Source organism: Microbacterium sp. MDV22-iso44, assembly GCF_058629135.1.
Map to the genome: position 1 here is coordinate 383,837 of NZ_JBZVWS010000002.1, position 18,109 is coordinate 401,945.

An 18,109-nucleotide genomic window follows, 5' to 3' on the forward strand; every position below is an offset into this window, starting at 1 on the left:
CGCGAACGCCAGGCCCGCGCCACGCGCAGCGCCGCCGACCGCGATCAGCGACGCCCCGGCGCCGACTCCCGCACGCGCAGCGTGAATTCGCCCGACTGCACCCGGTGAGGGATGTCGGATGCCGCGGCGACGCGACCGAGCAGGGTGTCGACCGCGGTCTGGGCGATCCACCGTCGGCCGGGATCGATCGTGGTCAGGGAGGGGATCGAGTACTGCGCCTCGTCGAGGTCGTCGAACCCGACCACGGCGACGTCGCGGGGCACGCGGAGTCCCGCCTCCTGCAATGCGCGGATGGCACCGAGCGCGAGGGTGTCGTTGAGCCCGAAGACGGCGTCGAAGGCGACGCCACGGGCCACAAGGTCGCGCACGGCGTCGGCTCCTCCCGAGCGGTCCCAGAAGCGCGTGGCGACGATCAGCTCGGGGTCGAGCGCGACCCCGGCCGCCGCCAGCGCGGCGCGATGCCCCTGCAGGCGAAGACCCGCCGCGCCGTCGGCATCGCCGTCGTGGGCGCCGAGGACGGCGATGCGACCCCTGCCCGCGTCGAGCAGATGCGCCGTCGCCGCCTGTGCGGCCTCGGCGTTCCGCATCGTGACGTGGTCCAGCGGCGCGTCGAACACCCGCTCCCCGAGCAAGACAGTCGGGTACGCCCCCGGGCGCGCGGCGAGGTCCGCCGCATCCAGACCCAATGGACTCATGATCAAGCCGTCGGTGAGACCGAGGCGGGGGCTCCGCAGCAGCTCGCGCTCACGCTCCCGCTCGCCGCCGGTCTGCTCGACCAGGACGACCACGCCTCGCTCCTCGGCTCGTGCGATGACCATGCCGGCGAGCTCGGCGAAGTAGCTGAGCGCGAGATCGGGGACGGCGAGGGCGATGGCGCCCGTTCGGCCGCTCCGGAGGTTTCGCGCCGTCAGGTTCGGCGTGTATCCGAGCTCGGCGACCGCTCGCTCGACGTTCCGGCGGGTATCGGGTCGGACGTGGGGGTGACCGTTGATGACGTTCGAGACCGTCTTGATCGATACACCCGCCAGCCGCGCGACGTCGTGCAGTGTCGGTGTCATCCGGCCCTCCTGGGCGTCACTGTACCGCGCGCGCAACCCCCGCGCGGACCGGCGGCGGCGTCACTACGCTGGCGCGATGAGCTCCTCAGCCAAGACCGCAGCACACGGCGCGAAGAACAGCAGGGCGGTGCACGTGCTCGCACGAGCGGGCTTCGCAGCGAGCGGCGTGGTCCACATCATCGTCGGCCTCATCGCTGTGTCCCTCGCCCTGGGACTCTCCGGCGGAGGGCAAGCCGACCAGTCGGGAGCCCTCGCCCAGCTCGCGGCCGCCCCCGGAGGCGTGTTCCTGCTGTGGGCCGCCACGATCGGCCTCGCCGCTCTGGGGCTCTGGCACCTGTTGAGCGCCTTCCTCGACCGCAGTGCCTCCGACGGCAAGGAGCGCGCGCTCCACATCGTGAAGAACGCGTCGAAGGGCGTCGTCTACCTCGTCATCGCGTTCAGCGCCGGCACCTTCGCGGCCGGCGGATCCACGAGTTCGGCCGGGTCGACCCGCTCGCTCACCGCGGATCTCCTGTCGACCCCGGGCGGCGTGTTCCTCGTCGTCGCGATCGGCCTCGTCGTCATCGGCATCGCCGGGTACCTCGTCTTCAAGGGCGCGACCCGCCGCTTCGAGCGGGATCTGACTCTGCCGTCGGGCACGGCCGGCCGGGGCGTCCGGATCCTGGGCACGGTCGGATACATCGCCCGAGGTGTCGCATTCGCCGGCGTCGGCGTGCTGTTCCTGGTCGGCGCGGCGACGAACGACCCCGAGAAGTCGACCGGTCTCGACGGAGCACTGCGGTCATTCGCCGAGCTCCCCGCGGGCAAGATCCTCCTCGTCCTCATCGGTGCGGGCTGGATCGCGTACGGCGTCTACGCCTTCTTCCGCGCCCGCTACACCCGCCTCTGACGTGCGGTCGTCGGACCTTCCGCACGACGACGCCCGCGCGGGCCAGGATGGGGTCATGCATCTGCCCTCGCTCGCCGACCTCCGCGCGAGCGCGCGCGTCGTGTCTCTCCCGCTCCACACCCGGTTCCGCGGCATCGACATCCGCGAGGCGATGCTCTTCGAAGGCCCCGAAGGGTGGACCGAGTTCTCGCCGTTCACCGAGTACGGCGATGTCGAGTCGGCGTCGTGGCTCGCCGCGGCGATCGAATTCGGCTGGCAGCCGACCCCGGCAGCGCTGCGCGACGAGATCGGGGTGAACGCGACGGTGCCGGCGGTGGCCGCGGCATCCGTCCCCGATGTCCTGGCGCGATTCGACGGATGCCGGACCGCGAAGGTCAAGGTCGCCGAGCCCGGTCAGGTGCTGGCCGACGACGTCGCGCGGGTGCGCGCCGTTCGCGAGGCGATGGGTCCTGAGGGGCGCATCCGCATCGACGCCAACGGCGGGTGGAACCTGGACGAGGCGGAGCACGCCGTCCACTCGCTCGCGGCGTTCGACCTCGAGTACGTGGAACAGCCCTGCGCGACGGTGGCCGAGCTCGCCGAGCTGCGCGGACGCATCCGGTACATGGACGTCCCGGTCGCCGCCGATGAGAGCGTGCGCAAGGCCGACGACCCGGTCGCCGTCGCGCGGGCCGGCGCGGCCGACCTGCTCGTGATCAAGGCGCAGCCGCTCGGCGGGGTGCGGCGGGCCCTGTCGGTCGTCGCCGAAGCGGGGCTCCCCGCCGTCGTGTCGAGCGCCCTCGACACCTCGGTCGGCCTCGCCATGGGGGTCGCCCTGGCGGCATCCCTCCCCGAGCTGGACGTCGACTGCGGATTGGGGACGGCGTCGCTCCTCGCGGCGGACGTCACCGGCGAGCCGCTGCGGCCCGAGGGCGGGATGCTGCCCGTCCGCCGCGTCGTGCCCGATGCCGCGCTGCTCGACGCGCACGCCGCGACGCCGGAGCGCCGGGACTGGTGGCTCGCCCGCCTGGAGCGGTGCCACGCGGTCCTGCAGGCCGGCTGACGATCCCCAGGAGACCCGGGTCAGCCGACGAGGAGCGGCACGAGCTGCTCGAGCCGCGACTGCATGGCCCGGTTCGCCTGACGCTCCGACAGCCGCTCGAGTGCGGCCTGCACGCTGCACTGCTCCGAGACGTCGAGCAGCAGTTGGGCGGCGTCGGCGACCGTCATCCGCAGGGGCAGTCCATGCCGTTCGCTCACGTCGCCGACGATCGTCTCGATGCGTCGCAGCATCTGCGCGCGCCAGGAGAGGAACGCCTCCGCCAGGCGCGGGTCGCGGAGCGCCTGCGTGCGGACCTCGCTGAGCAGCTGCGGCTCCATCCGCTCGGACAGTGACATCGCGGCGATCTGACGGACGAGATCGACCACGTCGCCGCCGCCCGAGAGCGTCTTGACGCGCACCGACACCTCGTCGAGCTTGTCCTCGGACAGCTGCGTGATGAGGGCGAGGAAGAGCTCGTCCTTCGACTCGAAGTTGGAGTAGAACGCGCCCCGCGTGAATCCCGCGCGCTCGCAGATCATCTCGACGGATGCCGCATCGAGCCCGACCTCGGCGAACACCTCGTGTGCGGCTTCGAGCAGGCGCGCACGCGTGTTCTCGCGACTTCGCGCCATCTCACACCCGCCCTTCAGGATTGGGAGCTGTATCCGGGTCTACGATACACATGTGTATTGGATACAGCGCTGTATCGAAACCGTCCGACTCTGATCCAGGAGCGCCTGTGTCCACAATCCTCTTCACCCTCGGCCGATGGGCCTACCGGCACTCGTGGCGCGTGCTGATCGCCTGGATCCTGCTGCTCGGCATCATCGGCGGCGGTGTCGCCCTCTTCATGAAGGGCACCGACAACTCGTTCACGATCCCCGGGACCGAGGCGCAGCAGGGACTCGAGCTGCTGAACCGCACGTTCCCGCAGGCCAGCGGGGCGAGCGCCCAGCTCATCGTCGTCGCCCCCGACGGCGAGACGGTGAAGGATCAGCCGCTCCGCGGCGAGATCGACGACCTGGTCACCCGGCTCGGCGACATCGACGGCGTCACCTCGGCGACCTCCCCCTTCGACGAGATGGTCACCGGCCTCGTGTCGGACGACGACCGCGCCGCGCTCGTGCAGATGCAGTTCGACGGTACGTCCACCGAGGTCAGCCACGCGACCGTCGACGCGGTCGAGAAAGCCGCCGCCGACTTCCACGCGAACCTGCCCGACGGCGCACAGTCCGCGCTCGGCGGCGACCTCTTCGCGGCATCCATCCCGGCACTGTCGATCGTCGAGGTCGTCGGTGTGCTCGTCGCACTGTTCGTCCTGATCGTGACGTTCCGCTCGTTCGCCGTCGCCTGGTTCCCGCTCGTCAGCGCTCTGATCGGCGTCGGGCTCGCGATCGCCCTCATCTTCCTCGCGACCGCGGTGACGACGATCTCCGCCACGACCCCTATGCTCGCCGTCATGCTCGGCCTCGCCGTCGGGATCGACTACGCGCTGTTCATCGTGTCGCGACATCAGGACCAGGTCCGCGCCGGCATGGATCCCGAGGAGTCCGCCGCCCGTGCCGTCGGCACCGCCGGATCGGCCGTCGTCTTCGCCGGGGTGACGGTCATGATCGCCCTCGTGGGACTCAGCATCGCCGGCATCCCGTTCCTGTCGACGATGGGCATCGCGGCTGCCGTCGCCGTCGCGGTCGCGGTCGCCGTCGCGATCAGCCTCACCCCCGCACTCCTCGGATTCGCGAAGGGTCGCGTCGTCGGCTGGGGCGGGGGGATGCTGCAGCGCGGCGTCCCGACCCGCCGTCGCCGCGCGGCCGAGGTCGACGCAGCGGCGACCGAGGGTGACGACGCCGCACCCGAGCCCGAGCCGGCACCCGCCGCCGGGCCGGTGGCCCCCGCGCGACCCAACCGCTGGGTGATGCTCGTGACGCGGCATCCGATCATCGCGACCGTCGCCGTCGTCGTCGGACTCGGCATCATGGCCATCCCGTCGGCGAGCCTCCACCTCGCACTGCCGAACGCCGGTGTCCAGCCGCCGTCGAGTCAAGCGCGCCAGGCGTACGACCTGAACGCCGAGTACTTCGGCGCGGGATCGAACGGTCCCCTCGTCATGGCCGGCACGATCGTCACCTCGACCGATCCGCTCGGCCTGATGGACGACCTCAAGAAGGAGGTCGAGGCGATCCCCGGCGTGAAGCGCGTCGCCCTCGCCACCCCCAACGCCACCGCCGACACCGGTCTCATCCAGATCGTGCCGACCACGGCGCCCGACGATCCGGCGACCGCCGACCTCGTGCGCGAGCTCCGCTCGCACCACGACGAGTGGCAGGACGAGTACGGCGTCGATCTGAAGGTCACCGGCTACACCGCCGTCGGCATCGACGTCTCCGACCGGCTCGGGGCCGCACTTCTGCCCTTCGGCATCTTCGTCGTCGGCCTGTCCTTCATCCTCCTGATGATCGTGTTCCGCTCGATCTGGGTGCCCCTGAAGGCGACGCTCGGCTACCTGCTGTCGATCCTCGCCGCGTTCGGCGCCGTCGCCGCGGTGTTCGAATGGGGCTGGCTCGCCGACGCCCTGCACGTGACGCGCACCGGCCCCGTGATCAGCTTCATGCCGATCATCCTCATGGGCGTGCTGTTCGGCCTCGCCATGGACTACGAGGTGTTCCTCGTCTCGCGCATGCGCGAGGACTTCGTCCACGCGGTGCGCGCCCGAGGCGGACGCGCGAACCGCGAGACCGCGATCGCGGCCGTCCGCAGCGGTTTCACCGCCTCGGCCCGCGTCGTCGTCGCAGCGGCCGTCATCATGTTCGCCGTCTTCGCCGCCTTCGTCCCCGAAGGCGACAGTTCGATCAAGCCGATCGCCCTGGGCCTCGCCGTCGGCATCGCCGTCGACGCCTTCCTCGTCCGCATGACCCTGACCCCGGCGGTCATGGCCCTGCTGGGCGACAAGGCCTGGTGGATGCCGCGCTGGCTCGAGCGACTGCTCCCCAAGGTCGACATCGAGGGCGAAGCGGTCGAGCACGAGCGCGCACACGCCGACTGGCCCGAGCCCGACTGGAACGGTGCCCTCGCGGCCGACGACCTCGAGGTGCGGGCCGAGTCGGCCGACACCGACGTCGTGCTCTTCTCGGGCGCGCACGCCCGCGTCGCGGACGGCGGCACGCTGCTCGTGACGGCAGCCGATCCGCACGCGTCTCGCGCCTTCCTGCTGACCGTGGCGGGGCGCATCGCCCCGACCTCCGGCCTGCTGCGCGTCTCCGGTCACCTGCTCCCTGGGCGCGCCGCATGGGTGAGAGCCCATGTTTCCGTCGCCGAGCTGACCGGCTCGGAGTCGCCGCTCGCCGACCTGCGGCGAGCCCTCGCCGGCCGCACCCGTTTCGTCGTGATCATCGGTCTCGACGCCCTCACCGGAGCCGATCGCGATCAGGCCGCCGCCCTCCTCCGCGACGCATCGAACGCCGTCGCCTCGAAGGCCGGGCAGCTCACCGTCGCGGCCTCGGCCCGCGACCTCGGCGCCGCCCGCGAGCTGCTCGCCGACGCCTACCGCCCGAAACCCGACACCCTGCGTCTCGACACCTCCGCCGCCCTCGACGCCGACACCCCCACCCAGGTGATCCCCTCATGACTCTCCCCATCGAACGCGCGCAGACCCGGCGCCCCATCTCGTGGCTCACCCTCCTGGGTGTGCTCCTGCTGCCGGCCGTCATCGGCGGCATCCTCGTCGCTGCCCTCTACAACCCCACCGAGCGGCTCGACGCACTGAACACCGCGATCGTGAACAACGACAAGCCGGTGGAGGTGAACGGCCAGACCACACCTCTCGGCCGCCTGCTGACGGCGGGCCTCGTCGAGGGCTCCGACGACCTGGACAGCAACCTCACGTGGACGATCTCCAACTCGGATGACGCGAAGGAAGGGCTCGAGGACGGCACGTACGACGCGATCGTCACCATCCCGAAGAACTTCTCCGCCGCGGCGACCTCGACCGCTCCCGGCAAGACGCCCGAGCGCGCGACGATCGAACTGACGTCATCGCCCGACTCGCGCATCGTCGACGAAGCCATCACGTCGCAAGTGACCTCGACCGCGGCATCCGTCCTCGGAGAGCGGCTCACGAGCGGCTACCTCGAGAACGTGTTCCTCGGCTTCACGACGCTCGGCGAGCAGCTGGGCAAGGCAGCCGACGGGGCGACCCAGCTCACCGACGGCGCCCAGAGCGCCGCCGACGGTGCTGCCCAGCTCGCCGACGGCGCGTCGACCGCGTCCGACGGCGGGTACTCCCTGGCCGACGGCATCCGTAAGCTGCAGACCGGTGCCGACGGCATCGCGAGCGGCGCCGGCGCGCTCTCCACCGGCGCGTCGGGCCTCGCCACCGGCGCCCACCAGCTCGCCGACGGCGCAGGCGCCGCGGCCGACGGGCTCGACACCCTCGCGGGTGGCGCGGACCAGCTCGCGGACGGCGCTGCCGCCACCTCGCGCGGTCTCGACGAGTGGTCCGCGGGCGCGCGACCGATCGCGGACGGCACGAAGGAACTCGCCGACGGCCTGGCCAAGGCCGCCGAGCAGACCGCCGCGATCCCCGCGATCCCGTCGGAACTCGTCGACGGGGTGAAGGCCCTCACCGCCAACGGCGAGCAGAACAGCCAGGCCGTGACGTCCATCGTCGACGCCCTGTCGTCCGCCGCGAAGGCGTGCGTCCCTGCGCAGGCGGGCACCGCACTGTGCGACCAGTTGACGGCTGCCGCGGCCCAGGCGACCAAAGCGCTGCCCCAGCTGCAGAACACCGTGGGCGACTCGGAGCAGCTGGCGAAGGACCTCGACGCGCTCGCGAACTTCGGCCCGAACCTGAGCGAGGGTCTCAGCACGTCGGCCGCCGCCGCGAAGAAGCTCGCCGGCGGAATGGACCAGCTCGCCGACGGGGCCGACAAGCTCGCCACCGGCGCGGGCGGGCTCTCGAGCGGCGCCTCGGGCCTCGCTGACGGCGCGGGCGCGGCGGCGACCGGCGTGCGGCAGCTCGCCGGCGGTGCCGACAAGCTCGCGGGTGGAGCCGACAAGCTCTCGTCCGGCGCAGTCCAGCTCGCGACCGGTGCGCAGGCCCTCGCCGCCGGCGCCGGCACCGCCGCGGACGGCTCGGACCAGCTCGCAGACGGCGTCGGCTCGCTCGCCGATGGCGCCGGCGAACTGTCGACGGGTGTCGGCAAGCTCGCAGACGGCACCGGCGACCTCGCGACCGGTCTCGACAAGGCCGTCGACGGCGTCCCGAGCTACACGAAGTCCCAGGCGGCGGACCTCGCGTCGATCGTCGCGAACCCCGTCGTCGCCGAAGGCGCGGGCACCTCGCTGTTCGGCGCCTCCGCCGTCCCGCTGCTCGCGACGCTCGCGCTCTGGTTCGGTGGGCTGGCATCGTTCATCGTGCTTCGCGCCGTCCCCCGCGCCGCACTCTCGTCGCGCCGCTCATCCGCCGCACTCGCACTGCGCGCCCTCGCCCCCGGAGCGCTGCTCGGCGCCCTGCAGGGCGTCCTGGTGGCCACCGTCGTCCAGCTCGCCGCCGGCTACGACTGGGGCGCCTGGTGGCTCTTCGCCGCGATGTGCGTGCTCGCCGGAGTCGCGTTCGCGGCGGTCAACCACGCCCTCGTCGCGCTGTTCGGCGGCATCGGGCGGTGGGTCTCGGCGCTCGTCGGAGTCATGGCCCTCGCCACCGGGATCGTCTCGACGGTTCCCGGCACGCTCCTCGACGTGGCCGGCCTCCTGCCGACCGCCCCGGCCTACACGGCCATGCTGGCCGCGCTGACGGATGCCGGGGGCGGCGCACCCGCAGCCGTGGGACTCGTCCTCTGGACGCTCGTGGCGATCGGCGCCGGCATCCTCGCCGTCACCCGACACCGCTCCACGTCGGCCCGGGCCGTCCTCACCCAGCCCGCCTGAGCCGGACGCGGCGTCGGGCCCGCAGGGCTCGGCGCCGCCCGGCCGACGGCAGCGCGCGACTCAGCCGGCGAGGCGGATCGTCGTCGTCATGACGAGTTCGAGGCCGCCCGGGACCTCGGTCGACGCGAGCGCCACGGTGATCGCCTCGATCCCCGCCAGGGATGTCAGGTGCGTCCCGCCGCAGGGCAGTTCGACGGCGCCCTCGGGCAGCTCGCAGCGCCAGGTGCGTCGGCCCGCGAGCGTGTGGTCGTCGCGATGGATGCCGATGGCTCCCGGCGCGCCCGCCCACTCGGCGAGGGTCGCGTCGGCGCGCGCTTCGACGGCTCGAAGGTCGGCCAGCGCAGCGGGGTCGAACCCCTTCTTCCGCAGCGATTTGCCGATGCGGTAGACGTCGGTGGAGCCGTACGGGGTGATGCGGGACGTCTGGATGGCGAGCATGTCGAACGCGGGACGACCCGCGGCATCCGTCGGCACCTGCTTCGTCCAGGCGTCCTCGAGCGCGGCGTCCAGGGCGAGGGATGCCAGGTGGCAGGCGGTGTGCCCGGCGGACAGCGCAGCGCGCAGCTCGGGGTCGACGTGAGCGTCGACGCTCTCACCGACGGCGGGCGCCGACCCCTCGACGACGTGGACGACGACGAAGGTCCACCCTTCCGTCCCCATGCGGACCGGCAGGTCGGGTCCGATGACGAGCGCGCCGTCGCGGATGCCGCCCGTCAGCGTCGCGAGCACCGGCACGTCGCCCGCGGCCGTCCGCAGCACGCCGATGTCGGCGGGCTGGTCGGGCCACGCCGTGTCGACGGGGTGGAACGGGGTGCGGTCGAGCACGACGCCGGAACGCCCGTCGGGCAACGGCGCGATGTGGACGACGTCGGCCGTTCCCGTGAGCTCCCCGTCGGGGTAGGTCACGACGGTGGCGGGGATGACGGTCACGGGATCAGCTGGGCAGGCCGCTGTAGGAGTGCAGCCCCTGGAAGAACTGGTTCACGATCGTGAAGTTGAACAGCACGGCGGTGAACCCGACGATCGACAACCAGGCCGACCGCGTCCCCCGCCACCCGCGGGTCGCCCGCGCGTGGATGTAGCCGGCGTAGACCACCCAGATCACGAAGGTCCAGACTTCCTTGGTGTCGAAGCCCCAGTAGCGTCCCCACGCATCGTTCGCCCAGATCGCCCCGGCGATGAGGGTGAAGGTCCAGAGGACGAAGCCGATGATCGCGAAGCGGTAGGCGAGGGACTCGAGCACCTCGGCGCTGGGCAGCGTCCGCAGGAACGGCAGCCGGGTGCGGGGTGCGGCATCCGACCCGACGGCCGCGAGAGCGATGCGCTCCCGTCGCGACTGGAGGAGCTGCACGATCGACAGGGCGAACGCCAGTGCGAAGAAGGCCGACGCGAGCGAGGCGACGAAGACGTGGATGACGAGCCAGACGCTCTTCAGCGGGTCCGACAGCGGGACGACCTCGACGTAGTAGGCCAGGGCGGCACCGCCGAGGAGGATGACGATGAGGCCGTTGATGAAGGCGCCGAGGAAGCGGAGGTCGTACTTCACGAGCACGGTGAGGAACACCATCACGACGAGCATCGTGCCGGTGAGGGCGAACTCGTAGTTGTTCGACCACGGCACACGGCCGGCGGCGATGCCGCGGGTGACGTCAGCGCCCACGTGGAAGAGGAAGCCGATCGTCGTCAGCACGACGCCGAGGCGCGCGAACAGGTAGCGGCCGCGCTTCGACGGCGCGGCTTCGAGGGCGACCTTGGCGGCCGCCTCCTCGGCGTGGATCTCGTCGATGGTGTGACCACCGCCGCCGGCCGCGACGAGCGTGCGCGCCTTCGCGTCCTGCGCCTTGATCGCCAGCTCGGAACGGCGGGCGAGGTCGACGGTGAACGCGAGGAAGCCGAGCGTGTAGATCGCGATCGCGGTCCACAGCAGCAGCACGGAGATGTCATCGAACGACATGAGGGTCCTCCGGAGGAGATGGGTGGGTTCAGTTTACGTTCGCGGGGACGCCTGGGGCGGATGCCGGTTCGTCATCGAGCGCCCTGCCGTGCCGCCGGGCGAGGTCGGCGACCGCGATCGCGATCGCAGGATCCTCACCTCGGGCCAGTCCCGCGTACTCGAGCGTCACGGCGTCGCCGCCCGGGGTCGCCTTGACCCACATGCGCCGGCGCGGGACGAACAGGGCCGTGAAGAGACCGACCATCGCGAGGATCGCGAACGCGAGCACCCACGGGGCGCTCGAGTCGTTGTGGATCGACAGCGAGACGTAGCGCTTCACCGACTCCGGGGCGCCGTTCTTCGTCTCGTCCTCGAAGGTCACGCTGCCGCGGCCGCCCGGCAGCTGGACGGTCTGCCCCGGCGAGAGCTCGAGCGACGGGGTGTCGGCGTTGCGCCCGGCGATTTCGGTCATGCCGTCGGTGTCGAGCGCGTAGACGGAGCGCGCGTCGCCGTTGTCGATGCCGAGGTCGCCCTCGTAGACGAAGAACGTCAGGCGCGGGTCGACGAGATCGCCGTACGCCGAAGTGAGGGCACCGCTCTGGAGCGTGGCGACCGTCGGGTAGAAGAAGCCGACGAGGCCGAGCTGCTCACCGCCGGTGTCGGGGATCTTGACGACGCCCGACGAGGTCATCGTGGGGCTCTGCGGCAGGAACGGCACCGACTCGCTGAAGACGACGTCGCCCGCGCCGTTGCGGACGGTGATCGTCGGAGCGTAGCCGTTGCCCATGAGGTAGACGCGGTCGCCCGCCATCGTGATCGGGTGGTTCACCTCGATGACCTGGTCCTCGGCCTTCTGCCCGGGGAAGCGCGTCGTCACGTGAGCGGCGAAGTCGCCCGCCTGCCCCGACGGCGGCGGCGCGTAGGTCACGTCGAAGCGGTCGAGGGTGATGGAGTACGGCGTCAGCGCCTCGGTGTCGACGAAACGACCCGGGTTGAACGAGGTGTAGCCGAGGCCGAGTGAGTTGACGAAGCCGTCGCCCTCGGTGATGACCGTCTGACCGGTGTAGGTGAACCCGCCGCCGATGCCGACCGAGAGGAGCACTCCCACCAGCGCGCCGTGGAAGATCAGGTTGCCGGTCTCGCGGAGGTAGCCGCGTTCGGCGGAGACCGAGGCGACGCCGTTCCGGTCGTACCGCTCGACGCGGTAGCGGGCCGAGCGCAGCTGCGCCTCGGCGAGGTCGACCGCGTGCGCCGCGTGACCCGCGGCATCCTCACCCTCGGGAACGGCGACCCGCGACTCGACGTGATCGTCCAGGCGGGACAGGCGCGCAGGGGTGCGCGGAGGGCGGGCGCGCAACGCCTTCCAGTGGTGCTTGGTGCGCGGCAGCACGCAGCCGATGAGGGAGATGAACAGGAGGATGTAGATCGCCGAGAACCACACCGACGAGTAGACGTCGAACAGCTGGAGCGTCTCGAACGTCGGATAGAGGTCGGGGTTGGTGGCCCGCCACTGGGTGACGCCGTTCGGGTCGGCGCTGCGCTGCGGCACGAGCGATCCCGGGATCGCCGCGATGGCGAGCAGCAGCAGCAGCACGAGGGCCGTCCGCATGCTCGTCAGCTGCCGCCAGCCCCACCGCAGCCAACCGACGACGCCGAGCACGGGCTGCGCCGGCGAGCCATCGTCGGCCGCGCCCCGCTCGCCCGTCTTGTCGAGGTGGTCGCTCGGTCGGAGCGGTCCGTCGACGGCCGTCGCGCCGGAACGGTCAGAAGAAGGTCGGGACACCACCGATCACCCCCTGGAAGTTCGAGATGAGCGTCGTCCACACCCCGGTCACCATGAGGACCCCGAGCGCGACCAGCAGGAAACCGCCGACGATGTTGACCGTCCGGATGTGGCGGCGCACGAACGAGACCGAGCGTGTCGCCCAGCCCGCGCCGAGCGCGAGGAGGACGAACGGGAGCCCGAGTCCGAGGGAGTAGGCGACCGCCAGCGTCCCGGCCCGGAGGGGGTCCGCCTGGCTGTAGGCCATCGTCAGGATCGCTGCGAGCGTGGGGCCGATGCACGGCGCCCAGCCGATCCCCATGGCGACACCCAGCAGCGGGGCGCCGAGGATGCCGAGGTTCTGCGTGAGCTGCGGACGATAGATCTTCTGCGCGAAGCCGAAGACGCCGACGAAGACCAGTCCGAGCGCGATCACGACGAGACCCAGGATGCGGGTGATGAGGTCCTGGTACTCGATGAAGAGACGTCCGAGGGTGCCGGCGAACACGCCCATCATCAGGAAGATGACGGTGAACCCGGCGATGAAGAGGGCGACCCCGAGCAGGAGGCGTCCGCGGGCCGGCGCATCGACGCGGGTCCGCGTCGCGGCTCCCGCCGGGGCGGTGCCGGCGGCATCCGTCGATGTCACCCGTGAGGCGCGAGGGGTCATGGCTCCGCCGAGGAAGCCGAGGTACCCGGGGACGAGCGGCAGCACGCACGGCGAGAGGAAGGAGACGAGTCCGGCGAGGGCCGCGATCGGGATCGCGATCCACAGCGACCCGTCGACCACGATCGAACCGGGGTTCATCCCTTCTCCGCCAGGGTGTCGTCGACGAGCTCGCGGAGCGTGGTCGCATCGGGCAGCTGACCGAACAGTCGTGCGGCCACCCGGCCCTTGCGGTCGACGACGAGCGTCGTCGGTGCCGCCTGGAGCGAGGTCCAGTCCGCGAATGCGAGCTTCAGGTCGACGTCGCCACGGGCGAGGATCGACGGGTAGGTGATCTTGTACGTCTCGTCGAAGGAGGTCGCCTGCTCGGGACCGTCGTAGATGTTGACGCCGAGGAAGTGGGCGCCGTCGCCCTTCGTGTCCTGGTAGGTCTGCTCGAGGACGGGTGCCTCCGCCCGGCACGGACCGCAGGCGGCGTACCAGAAGTTGAGGACGACGACGTCGCCCGCGAAGTCGGTGCTCGAGATCTCCGACCCGTCGGTGCTCGTTCCCGTGAACGACAGGGCGTCGCCGCGCTGAGCGGCGGGGATCGTCTCGACGCGACCGTCGCTCGAGATGAAGCCCTGCGTGTTGCCTTCGCGGTACAGGTCGGAGAGGTTGTCGTTCTCACTCGAGCAGGCTGCGAGACCCGCGACGAGCGTCAGAGCCGCGACGGCGGCGAGGATGCGGCGTCTCATACGGCCCCCACGTCCACAGCGCCGGCGGTCGGGGCCGGCTCGGCGTAGTCGACTTCGCGCCAGACGTCGCCGTCGAGCTCGAAGCTCGTGATGCTCGACAGGTCGCACCGGCGGCGACGCGGGTCGTGACGGAGCGGGAGTCCTGCGACGGACAGGTGCGTGATCCAGATCGGGAGCTGGTGCGAGACGATCACCGCGTCGCCCGAGGGCGTTCGGTTCCACGCGTCGCGCATCGCCGCCTGCATGCGCTCGACCACCTCGAGGTAGGCCTCTCCCCAGCTCGGCAGCGCGGGAGTGCGCAGGTGCCACCAGTTGAGCGGGTTGCGCAGTGCGCTCCGCATCCGCTTCCCCTCGAAGACGTTCGTCGGCTCGAGCACACGGGCGTCGATCACGGGGGTCAGCCCGAAGAGCTCCGCGATCGGGGCGGCGGATTCGCGCGCCCTCTCGAGCGGGGACGAGACGAGCGACTTGACGGGACGCCCCTGCGCCTTCAGGTGCTCGGCCGCGGCACGGGCCATGTCCTGACCGTCGTCGCTGAGGTGGAAGCCCGGAAGTCGCCCGTACAGCACGCGGTCGGGGTTATGGACCTCCCCGTGGCGCACGAGATGGAGGCGGGCGGCAGGCACGCCTTCAGTCTACGTGAGGGGGTCCTATGCAGGGCCTGAGCGCCGACCGCACGCGGGGCCTCAGCCGGCGGCATCCTCCGTCGACTCCCGGCGGTGACGGACGGCGGCGCGAATGCGGACGAACAGGAACCACGCGACGAGGGCGACGACGACGACGATCACGATGTTCTGGAAGACGCCGGCGTACTGCTCGACGATGTGCCAGTTCTCGCCGAGGAAGAATCCCGCGAGCACGAAGATCGAGTTCCAGATGAGGCTGCCGGCCGTCGTCAGGAGCCCGAACTTCCACCAGGGCATCTTGGAGACGCCGGCTGGGATCGAGATGAGGCTGCGGAACAGCGGCACCATCCGGCCGAAGAAGACCGCGACCGAGCCGTGCCGCTCGAACCAGGCGACCGTCTTGGTGACGTCCTCCCCCTTCATGAGAGGCAGCTTCTCGGCGACGCGCGTGAGGCGCTCCGCGCCGAGGACGCGGCCGAGCACGTAGAGGATGTACGCGCCGGCGAGCGACCCGAAGGTGGTCCAGCCGATCGCTTCGGCGAGGGTGAACGACCCCCGCGACGCGGCGAGACCGGCTACGGGCAGCACCGCCTCACTGGGGATCGGCGGGAAGAGGCTCTCGAGGCCGACGGCGATGGCCGCGCCCGCGGGACCGATCGTCTCCATCAGCATCACGAGCCAGTCGGCCAGGGCCGACAGCCACGACCCGCCACCCGAGGAGGAGGTGGCGGCAATGTTCACAACGGTCATCGGGTGCTCTCTCGCCCTCGGTGATCGGATGCCCGGCCGGGCCCCCCGTCGGGTCAGCCTACGGGGCGGGAGGTTTCGGAACCTGGGCGCCGCGTAGACTCGACCCTCGTGAGTGAACGCACCCTCGTCCAGCAGCTGCAGTCCCGTGAAGACGGCCCCGTCTCGGTCTCCGGATGGGTCGAGACCGTCCGCGACCAGAAGAAGGTGCAGTTCGTCATCCTGCGCGATGAGACGGGCGCCGTGCAGCTCGTCAATCCCGCGACGCGCCCCGCCGAGGACGGCAGTGAGCAGGATGCCGCGGCCCTGGCGCTGACGGACCTCATCTCCAACCTGTCGACCGGCACCTTCCTCACCGCGACCGGTGAGCTCAAGCACGACGAGCGGGTCAAGCTCGGCGGCGTCGAGATCAAGATCGGCGGGCTCGACATCGCGGCCGCCGCTCTGCCCGAGACGCCGATCGCGGCGGACTCCGGCCTCGACAAGCGCATGGACTGGCGCTTCATCGACCTGCGCCAGCGTCGCAACAACCTCGTCTTCCGCATCCAGACGACCCTTGAGCACGCGATGCGCACCTACTGGGTGGAGCGCGACTACATCGAGGTCCACTCCCCCAAGCTCATGGCCTCGCCGTCGGAGTCCAACGCCGAGCTCTTCGAGGTGCCCTACTTCGAAGACAAGACGGCCTACCTCGCGCAGAGCCCGCAGTTCTTCAAGCAGATGGCCCAGGTCGCCGGCTTCGGCAAGATCTTCGAGATCGCGCCCGCCTTCCGCGCCGACCCCTCGTTCACCTCGCGCCACGCGACCGAGTTCACCTCGATCGACGCCGAGATCAGCTGGATCGACTCGCACGAGGACGTCGCCCGCATGCAGGAGGAGCTCCTGCAGACCGCTATCCGCGCCGTCGCCGACAAGCACGGCGACGAGATCAAGGCCCTGTTCGACATCGATGTGGTCGTCCCGGAGCTGCCGTTCCCGCGCATCCCGCTCGCCGAGGCGCGCGAGATCGTCGCAGCGCGCGGCTACGAGATCCCCCGCACCGACGGCGACCTCGACCCCGAGGGCGAGCGTCAGATCGCGGCGCACGTGCAGGAGACCTACGGTCACCAGTTCGTCTTCATCACCGATTACCACCCCGAGATCCGGGCGTTCTATCACATGCGCGACGAGGAGACCGGGCTGACGAAGTCGTACGACCTGCTCATGAGCGGCGTCGAGATCACCACCGGTGCGCAGCGCGAGCACCGCGTCGACGTCCTGATCGAGCAGGCCAAAGAGAAGGGTCTCGACCCCGAGCACCTCGACTTCTACCTCGACTTCTTCCGCTTCGGTGCGCCGCCGCACGGCGGCTTCGGCATGGGCCTCGCCCGCGTGCTGATGCTGCTGCTCGGCCAGGACTCGATCCGCGAGGTCACGTACCTCTTCCGCGGACCCACGCGTCTCGCCCCGTAACACGGCACCCCGCACTCTCGGCAACCGCTCGGCTCCGGCCGGGCGGTTGTCGTATGGTGGCTGACTCTCCGACGGAAGGATCAGCGGTATGTGGGATGGATGGGTGGACTTCGGGATCGCGGCCGTCGTCGGGATCGGCGTCGCGATCGTCGTCGCCGTCATCGCGACGATCGTGCTGGCGGTCGTCGCACGCCGCCGGCGATGGGCGGGGGTCCTGAGCCGGCAGTCCCGCGCTCCGTTCCGGATGCTGCTGCTCGTGGTCGCGCTCTGGGTCGCCGTCCGGGTGGCATTCCCCGACGAGACGTGGCGCGGCATCCTGGGCCAGATCCTGACGATCCTCATCATCTCGGCGAGCGCGTGGCTGCTGGCCTCGCTGGTCGTCGTCGCCACCGACGTGGCGCTCGGGCGGTACCGCATCGACGTGCCCGACAACCGGGTGGCCCGCCGCATTCGCACGCAGACCCTCGTCGTCCGGCGTCTGGCGATCGCGATCATCGTCATCATCGGGATCGGCGCCGTGCTCCTGACGTTCGACTCTGTCCGCGCGATCGGTGCGAGCGTGCTCGCGTCCGCGGGCATCGCCTCGATCGTCGCGGGCCTCGCCGCGCAGTCCGTGCTCGCCAACGTGTTCGCGGGTCTGCAGATCGTCTTCAGCGACGCCCTCCGGGTCGATGACGTCGTGGTCGCCGACGGCGAGTGGGGCCGAGTCGGCGAGATCACCCTGAGCTACGTCGTCCTCGACCTGTGGGACGACCGACGCCTGGTCCTGCCGTGCACGTACTTCACGACGACCCCCTTCGAGAACTGGACTCGCAAGGGATCGGAGCTCCTCGGCGCCGTCGAGATGGACCTCGACTGGAACGTCTCGCCCGCCCTCATGCGCGCGCACCTGCGGCAGGTCCTCGAGCGCACCGACTTGTGGGACGGACGGACGTCGGTCCTGCAGGTGACGGATGCCGTCGCCGGCTACGTGCGCGTCCGCATCCTCGTCACGGCGAAGGATGCGCCGACCCTGTTCGACCTCCGCTGCCTCGTCCGCGAGGCCATGGTCGCGTGGGTGCAGGAATCGATGCCACAGGCCCTGCCGGTCCAGCGCGTCCTGATGACGGATGCCGCAGCCCCCGCACCCCGGACGCCCACCGACCCGACGCCCACCGGTGACGGCCTGTTCACCGGCAGCGCCGAGGCCGAGCGACGCGCGAGCACCTTCACGAACGCGATCCCGATCCTGCGGGACGACGACGCGGAGCCGTCGACGTAACGTCACCGACCGTTCACGCATCGGGAGTCCT

General features: G+C 71.0%; 15 protein-coding genes. 6 read left to right on the top strand and 9 right to left on the bottom strand.

Features of this window, described 5'->3' with window-relative positions; genetic code table 11:
- Positions 1–44 precede the first annotated feature (44 nt).
- Positions 45–1,058, bottom strand: a complete 1,014-nt coding sequence (locus tag AC4NN1_RS08625) for a LacI family DNA-binding transcriptional regulator (RefSeq protein ID WP_020098054.1) — start codon at positions 1,056–1,058, stop codon at positions 45–47.
- Between the two features lie 76 nt (positions 1,059–1,134).
- Here AC4NN1_RS08625 and AC4NN1_RS08630 point away from each other — a divergent pair, with 76 nt between their 5' ends.
- Both AC4NN1_RS08630 and AC4NN1_RS08635 read left to right on the top strand, forming a co-directional pair.
- Positions 1,135–1,947 carry a DUF1206 domain-containing protein gene (locus AC4NN1_RS08630; protein WP_020098053.1) on the top strand — a complete coding sequence of 271 codons (813 nt, stop codon included), beginning with the start codon at positions 1,135–1,137 and terminating at the stop codon, positions 1,945–1,947.
- 55 nt (positions 1,948–2,002) lie between these two features.
- Positions 2,003–2,989 (top strand): o-succinylbenzoate synthase, encoded by a 987-nt coding sequence (locus AC4NN1_RS08635; protein WP_020098052.1) that lies wholly within the window; start codon positions 2,003–2,005, stop codon positions 2,987–2,989.
- A 20-nt stretch (positions 2,990–3,009) separates the two neighbouring features.
- Here AC4NN1_RS08635 and AC4NN1_RS08640 read toward each other — a convergent pair whose 3' ends face one another.
- Positions 3,010–3,600, bottom strand: coding sequence for a TetR/AcrR family transcriptional regulator (locus AC4NN1_RS08640; protein WP_018186861.1), 591 nt, complete (start codon positions 3,598–3,600; stop codon positions 3,010–3,012).
- A gap of 107 nt (positions 3,601–3,707) precedes the next feature.
- Between AC4NN1_RS08640 and AC4NN1_RS08645 the strand changes: the two genes are divergently transcribed.
- Positions 3,708–6,593 (top strand): MMPL family transporter, encoded by a 2,886-nt coding sequence (locus tag AC4NN1_RS08645; protein WP_020098051.1) that lies wholly within the window; start codon positions 3,708–3,710, stop codon positions 6,591–6,593.
- Complete coding sequence (locus tag AC4NN1_RS08650) at positions 6,590–8,893, top strand: YhgE/Pip family protein (protein ID WP_491955041.1); 2,304 nt, start codon at positions 6,590–6,592, stop codon at positions 8,891–8,893. The genes AC4NN1_RS08645 and AC4NN1_RS08650 overlap by 4 nt, the downstream gene beginning before the upstream one ends.
- A gap of 60 nt (positions 8,894–8,953) precedes the next feature.
- On the opposite strand, the gene AC4NN1_RS08655 is transcribed toward AC4NN1_RS08650, so the two are convergent.
- From AC4NN1_RS08655 to AC4NN1_RS08685, 7 genes are read right to left on the bottom strand one after another with little or no spacing between them, the layout of a single operon-like run.
- Positions 8,954–9,823, bottom strand: coding sequence for an alanyl-tRNA editing protein (locus AC4NN1_RS08655; RefSeq protein ID WP_020098049.1), 870 nt, complete (start codon positions 9,821–9,823; stop codon positions 8,954–8,956).
- A 4-nt stretch (positions 9,824–9,827) separates the two neighbouring features.
- Positions 9,828–10,847, bottom strand: coding sequence for a c-type cytochrome biogenesis protein CcsB (gene ccsB, locus AC4NN1_RS08660; RefSeq protein WP_491955042.1), 1,020 nt, complete (start codon positions 10,845–10,847; stop codon positions 9,828–9,830).
- A gap of 28 nt (positions 10,848–10,875) precedes the next feature.
- Positions 10,876–12,612, bottom strand: a complete 1,737-nt coding sequence (gene resB / locus AC4NN1_RS08665; RefSeq protein ID WP_491955043.1) for a cytochrome c biogenesis protein ResB — start codon at positions 12,610–12,612, stop codon at positions 10,876–10,878.
- Positions 12,590–13,396: a cytochrome c biogenesis CcdA family protein gene (locus AC4NN1_RS08670; RefSeq protein WP_020098046.1), complete on the bottom strand. Its 807-nt coding sequence runs from the start codon at positions 13,394–13,396 to the stop codon at positions 12,590–12,592. The genes resB and AC4NN1_RS08670 overlap by 23 nt, the downstream gene beginning before the upstream one ends.
- Positions 13,393–13,992: a TlpA family protein disulfide reductase gene (locus tag AC4NN1_RS08675; protein ID WP_018186854.1), complete on the bottom strand. Its 600-nt coding sequence runs from the start codon at positions 13,990–13,992 to the stop codon at positions 13,393–13,395. Before AC4NN1_RS08675 ends, AC4NN1_RS08670 begins: the two co-directional genes overlap by 4 nt.
- Positions 13,989–14,618 carry a histidine phosphatase family protein gene (locus AC4NN1_RS08680; protein WP_028497478.1) on the bottom strand — a complete coding sequence of 210 codons (630 nt, stop codon included), beginning with the start codon at positions 14,616–14,618 and terminating at the stop codon, positions 13,989–13,991. Before AC4NN1_RS08680 ends, AC4NN1_RS08675 begins: the two co-directional genes overlap by 4 nt.
- Before the next feature lie 60 nt (positions 14,619–14,678).
- Complete coding sequence (locus tag AC4NN1_RS08685; protein ID WP_311859030.1) at positions 14,679–15,368, bottom strand: DedA family protein; 690 nt, start codon at positions 15,366–15,368, stop codon at positions 14,679–14,681.
- Positions 15,369–15,476: 108 nt separating this feature from the next.
- Here AC4NN1_RS08685 and aspS point away from each other — a divergent pair, with 108 nt between their 5' ends.
- Positions 15,477–16,817 (top strand): aspartate--tRNA(Asn) ligase, encoded by a 1,341-nt coding sequence (gene aspS / locus AC4NN1_RS08690; protein WP_311869167.1) that lies wholly within the window; start codon positions 15,477–15,479, stop codon positions 16,815–16,817.
- Positions 16,818–16,905: 88 nt separating this feature from the next.
- Positions 16,906–18,078 carry a mechanosensitive ion channel family protein gene (locus AC4NN1_RS08695; RefSeq protein WP_491955044.1) on the top strand — a complete coding sequence of 391 codons (1,173 nt, stop codon included), beginning with the start codon at positions 16,906–16,908 and terminating at the stop codon, positions 18,076–18,078.
- Positions 18,079–18,109 lie beyond the last annotated feature (31 nt).

What these genes read in the sequence shown, in the direction of transcription:
- AC4NN1_RS08625 (WP_020098054.1), bottom strand. Translation starts at nt 1,058, where the DNA reads ATGACACCGACACTGCACGACGTCGCGCGGCTGGCGGGTGTATCGATC.
- AC4NN1_RS08630 (WP_020098053.1), top strand. Translation starts at nt 1,135, where the DNA reads ATGAGCTCCTCAGCCAAGACCGCAGCACACGGCGCGAAGAACAGCAGG.
- AC4NN1_RS08635 (WP_020098052.1), top strand. Translation starts at nt 2,003, where the DNA reads ATGCATCTGCCCTCGCTCGCCGACCTCCGCGCGAGCGCGCGCGTCGTG.
- AC4NN1_RS08640 (WP_018186861.1), bottom strand. Translation starts at nt 3,600, where the DNA reads ATGGCGCGAAGTCGCGAGAACACGCGTGCGCGCCTGCTCGAAGCCGCA.
- AC4NN1_RS08650 (WP_491955041.1), top strand. Translation starts at nt 6,590, where the DNA reads ATGACTCTCCCCATCGAACGCGCGCAGACCCGGCGCCCCATCTCGTGG.
- ccsB (WP_491955042.1), bottom strand. Translation starts at nt 10,847, where the DNA reads ATGTCGTTCGATGACATCTCCGTGCTGCTGCTGTGGACCGCGATCGCG.
- AC4NN1_RS08670 (WP_020098046.1), bottom strand. Translation starts at nt 13,396, where the DNA reads ATGAACCCCGGTTCGATCGTGGTCGACGGGTCGCTGTGGATCGCGATC.
- AC4NN1_RS08675 (WP_018186854.1), bottom strand. Translation starts at nt 13,992, where the DNA reads ATGAGACGCCGCATCCTCGCCGCCGTCGCGGCTCTGACGCTCGTCGCG.
- AC4NN1_RS08685 (WP_311859030.1), bottom strand. Translation starts at nt 15,368, where the DNA reads ATGACCGTTGTGAACATTGCCGCCACCTCCTCCTCGGGTGGCGGGTCG.
- AC4NN1_RS08695 (WP_491955044.1), top strand. Translation starts at nt 16,906, where the DNA reads ATGTGGGATGGATGGGTGGACTTCGGGATCGCGGCCGTCGTCGGGATC.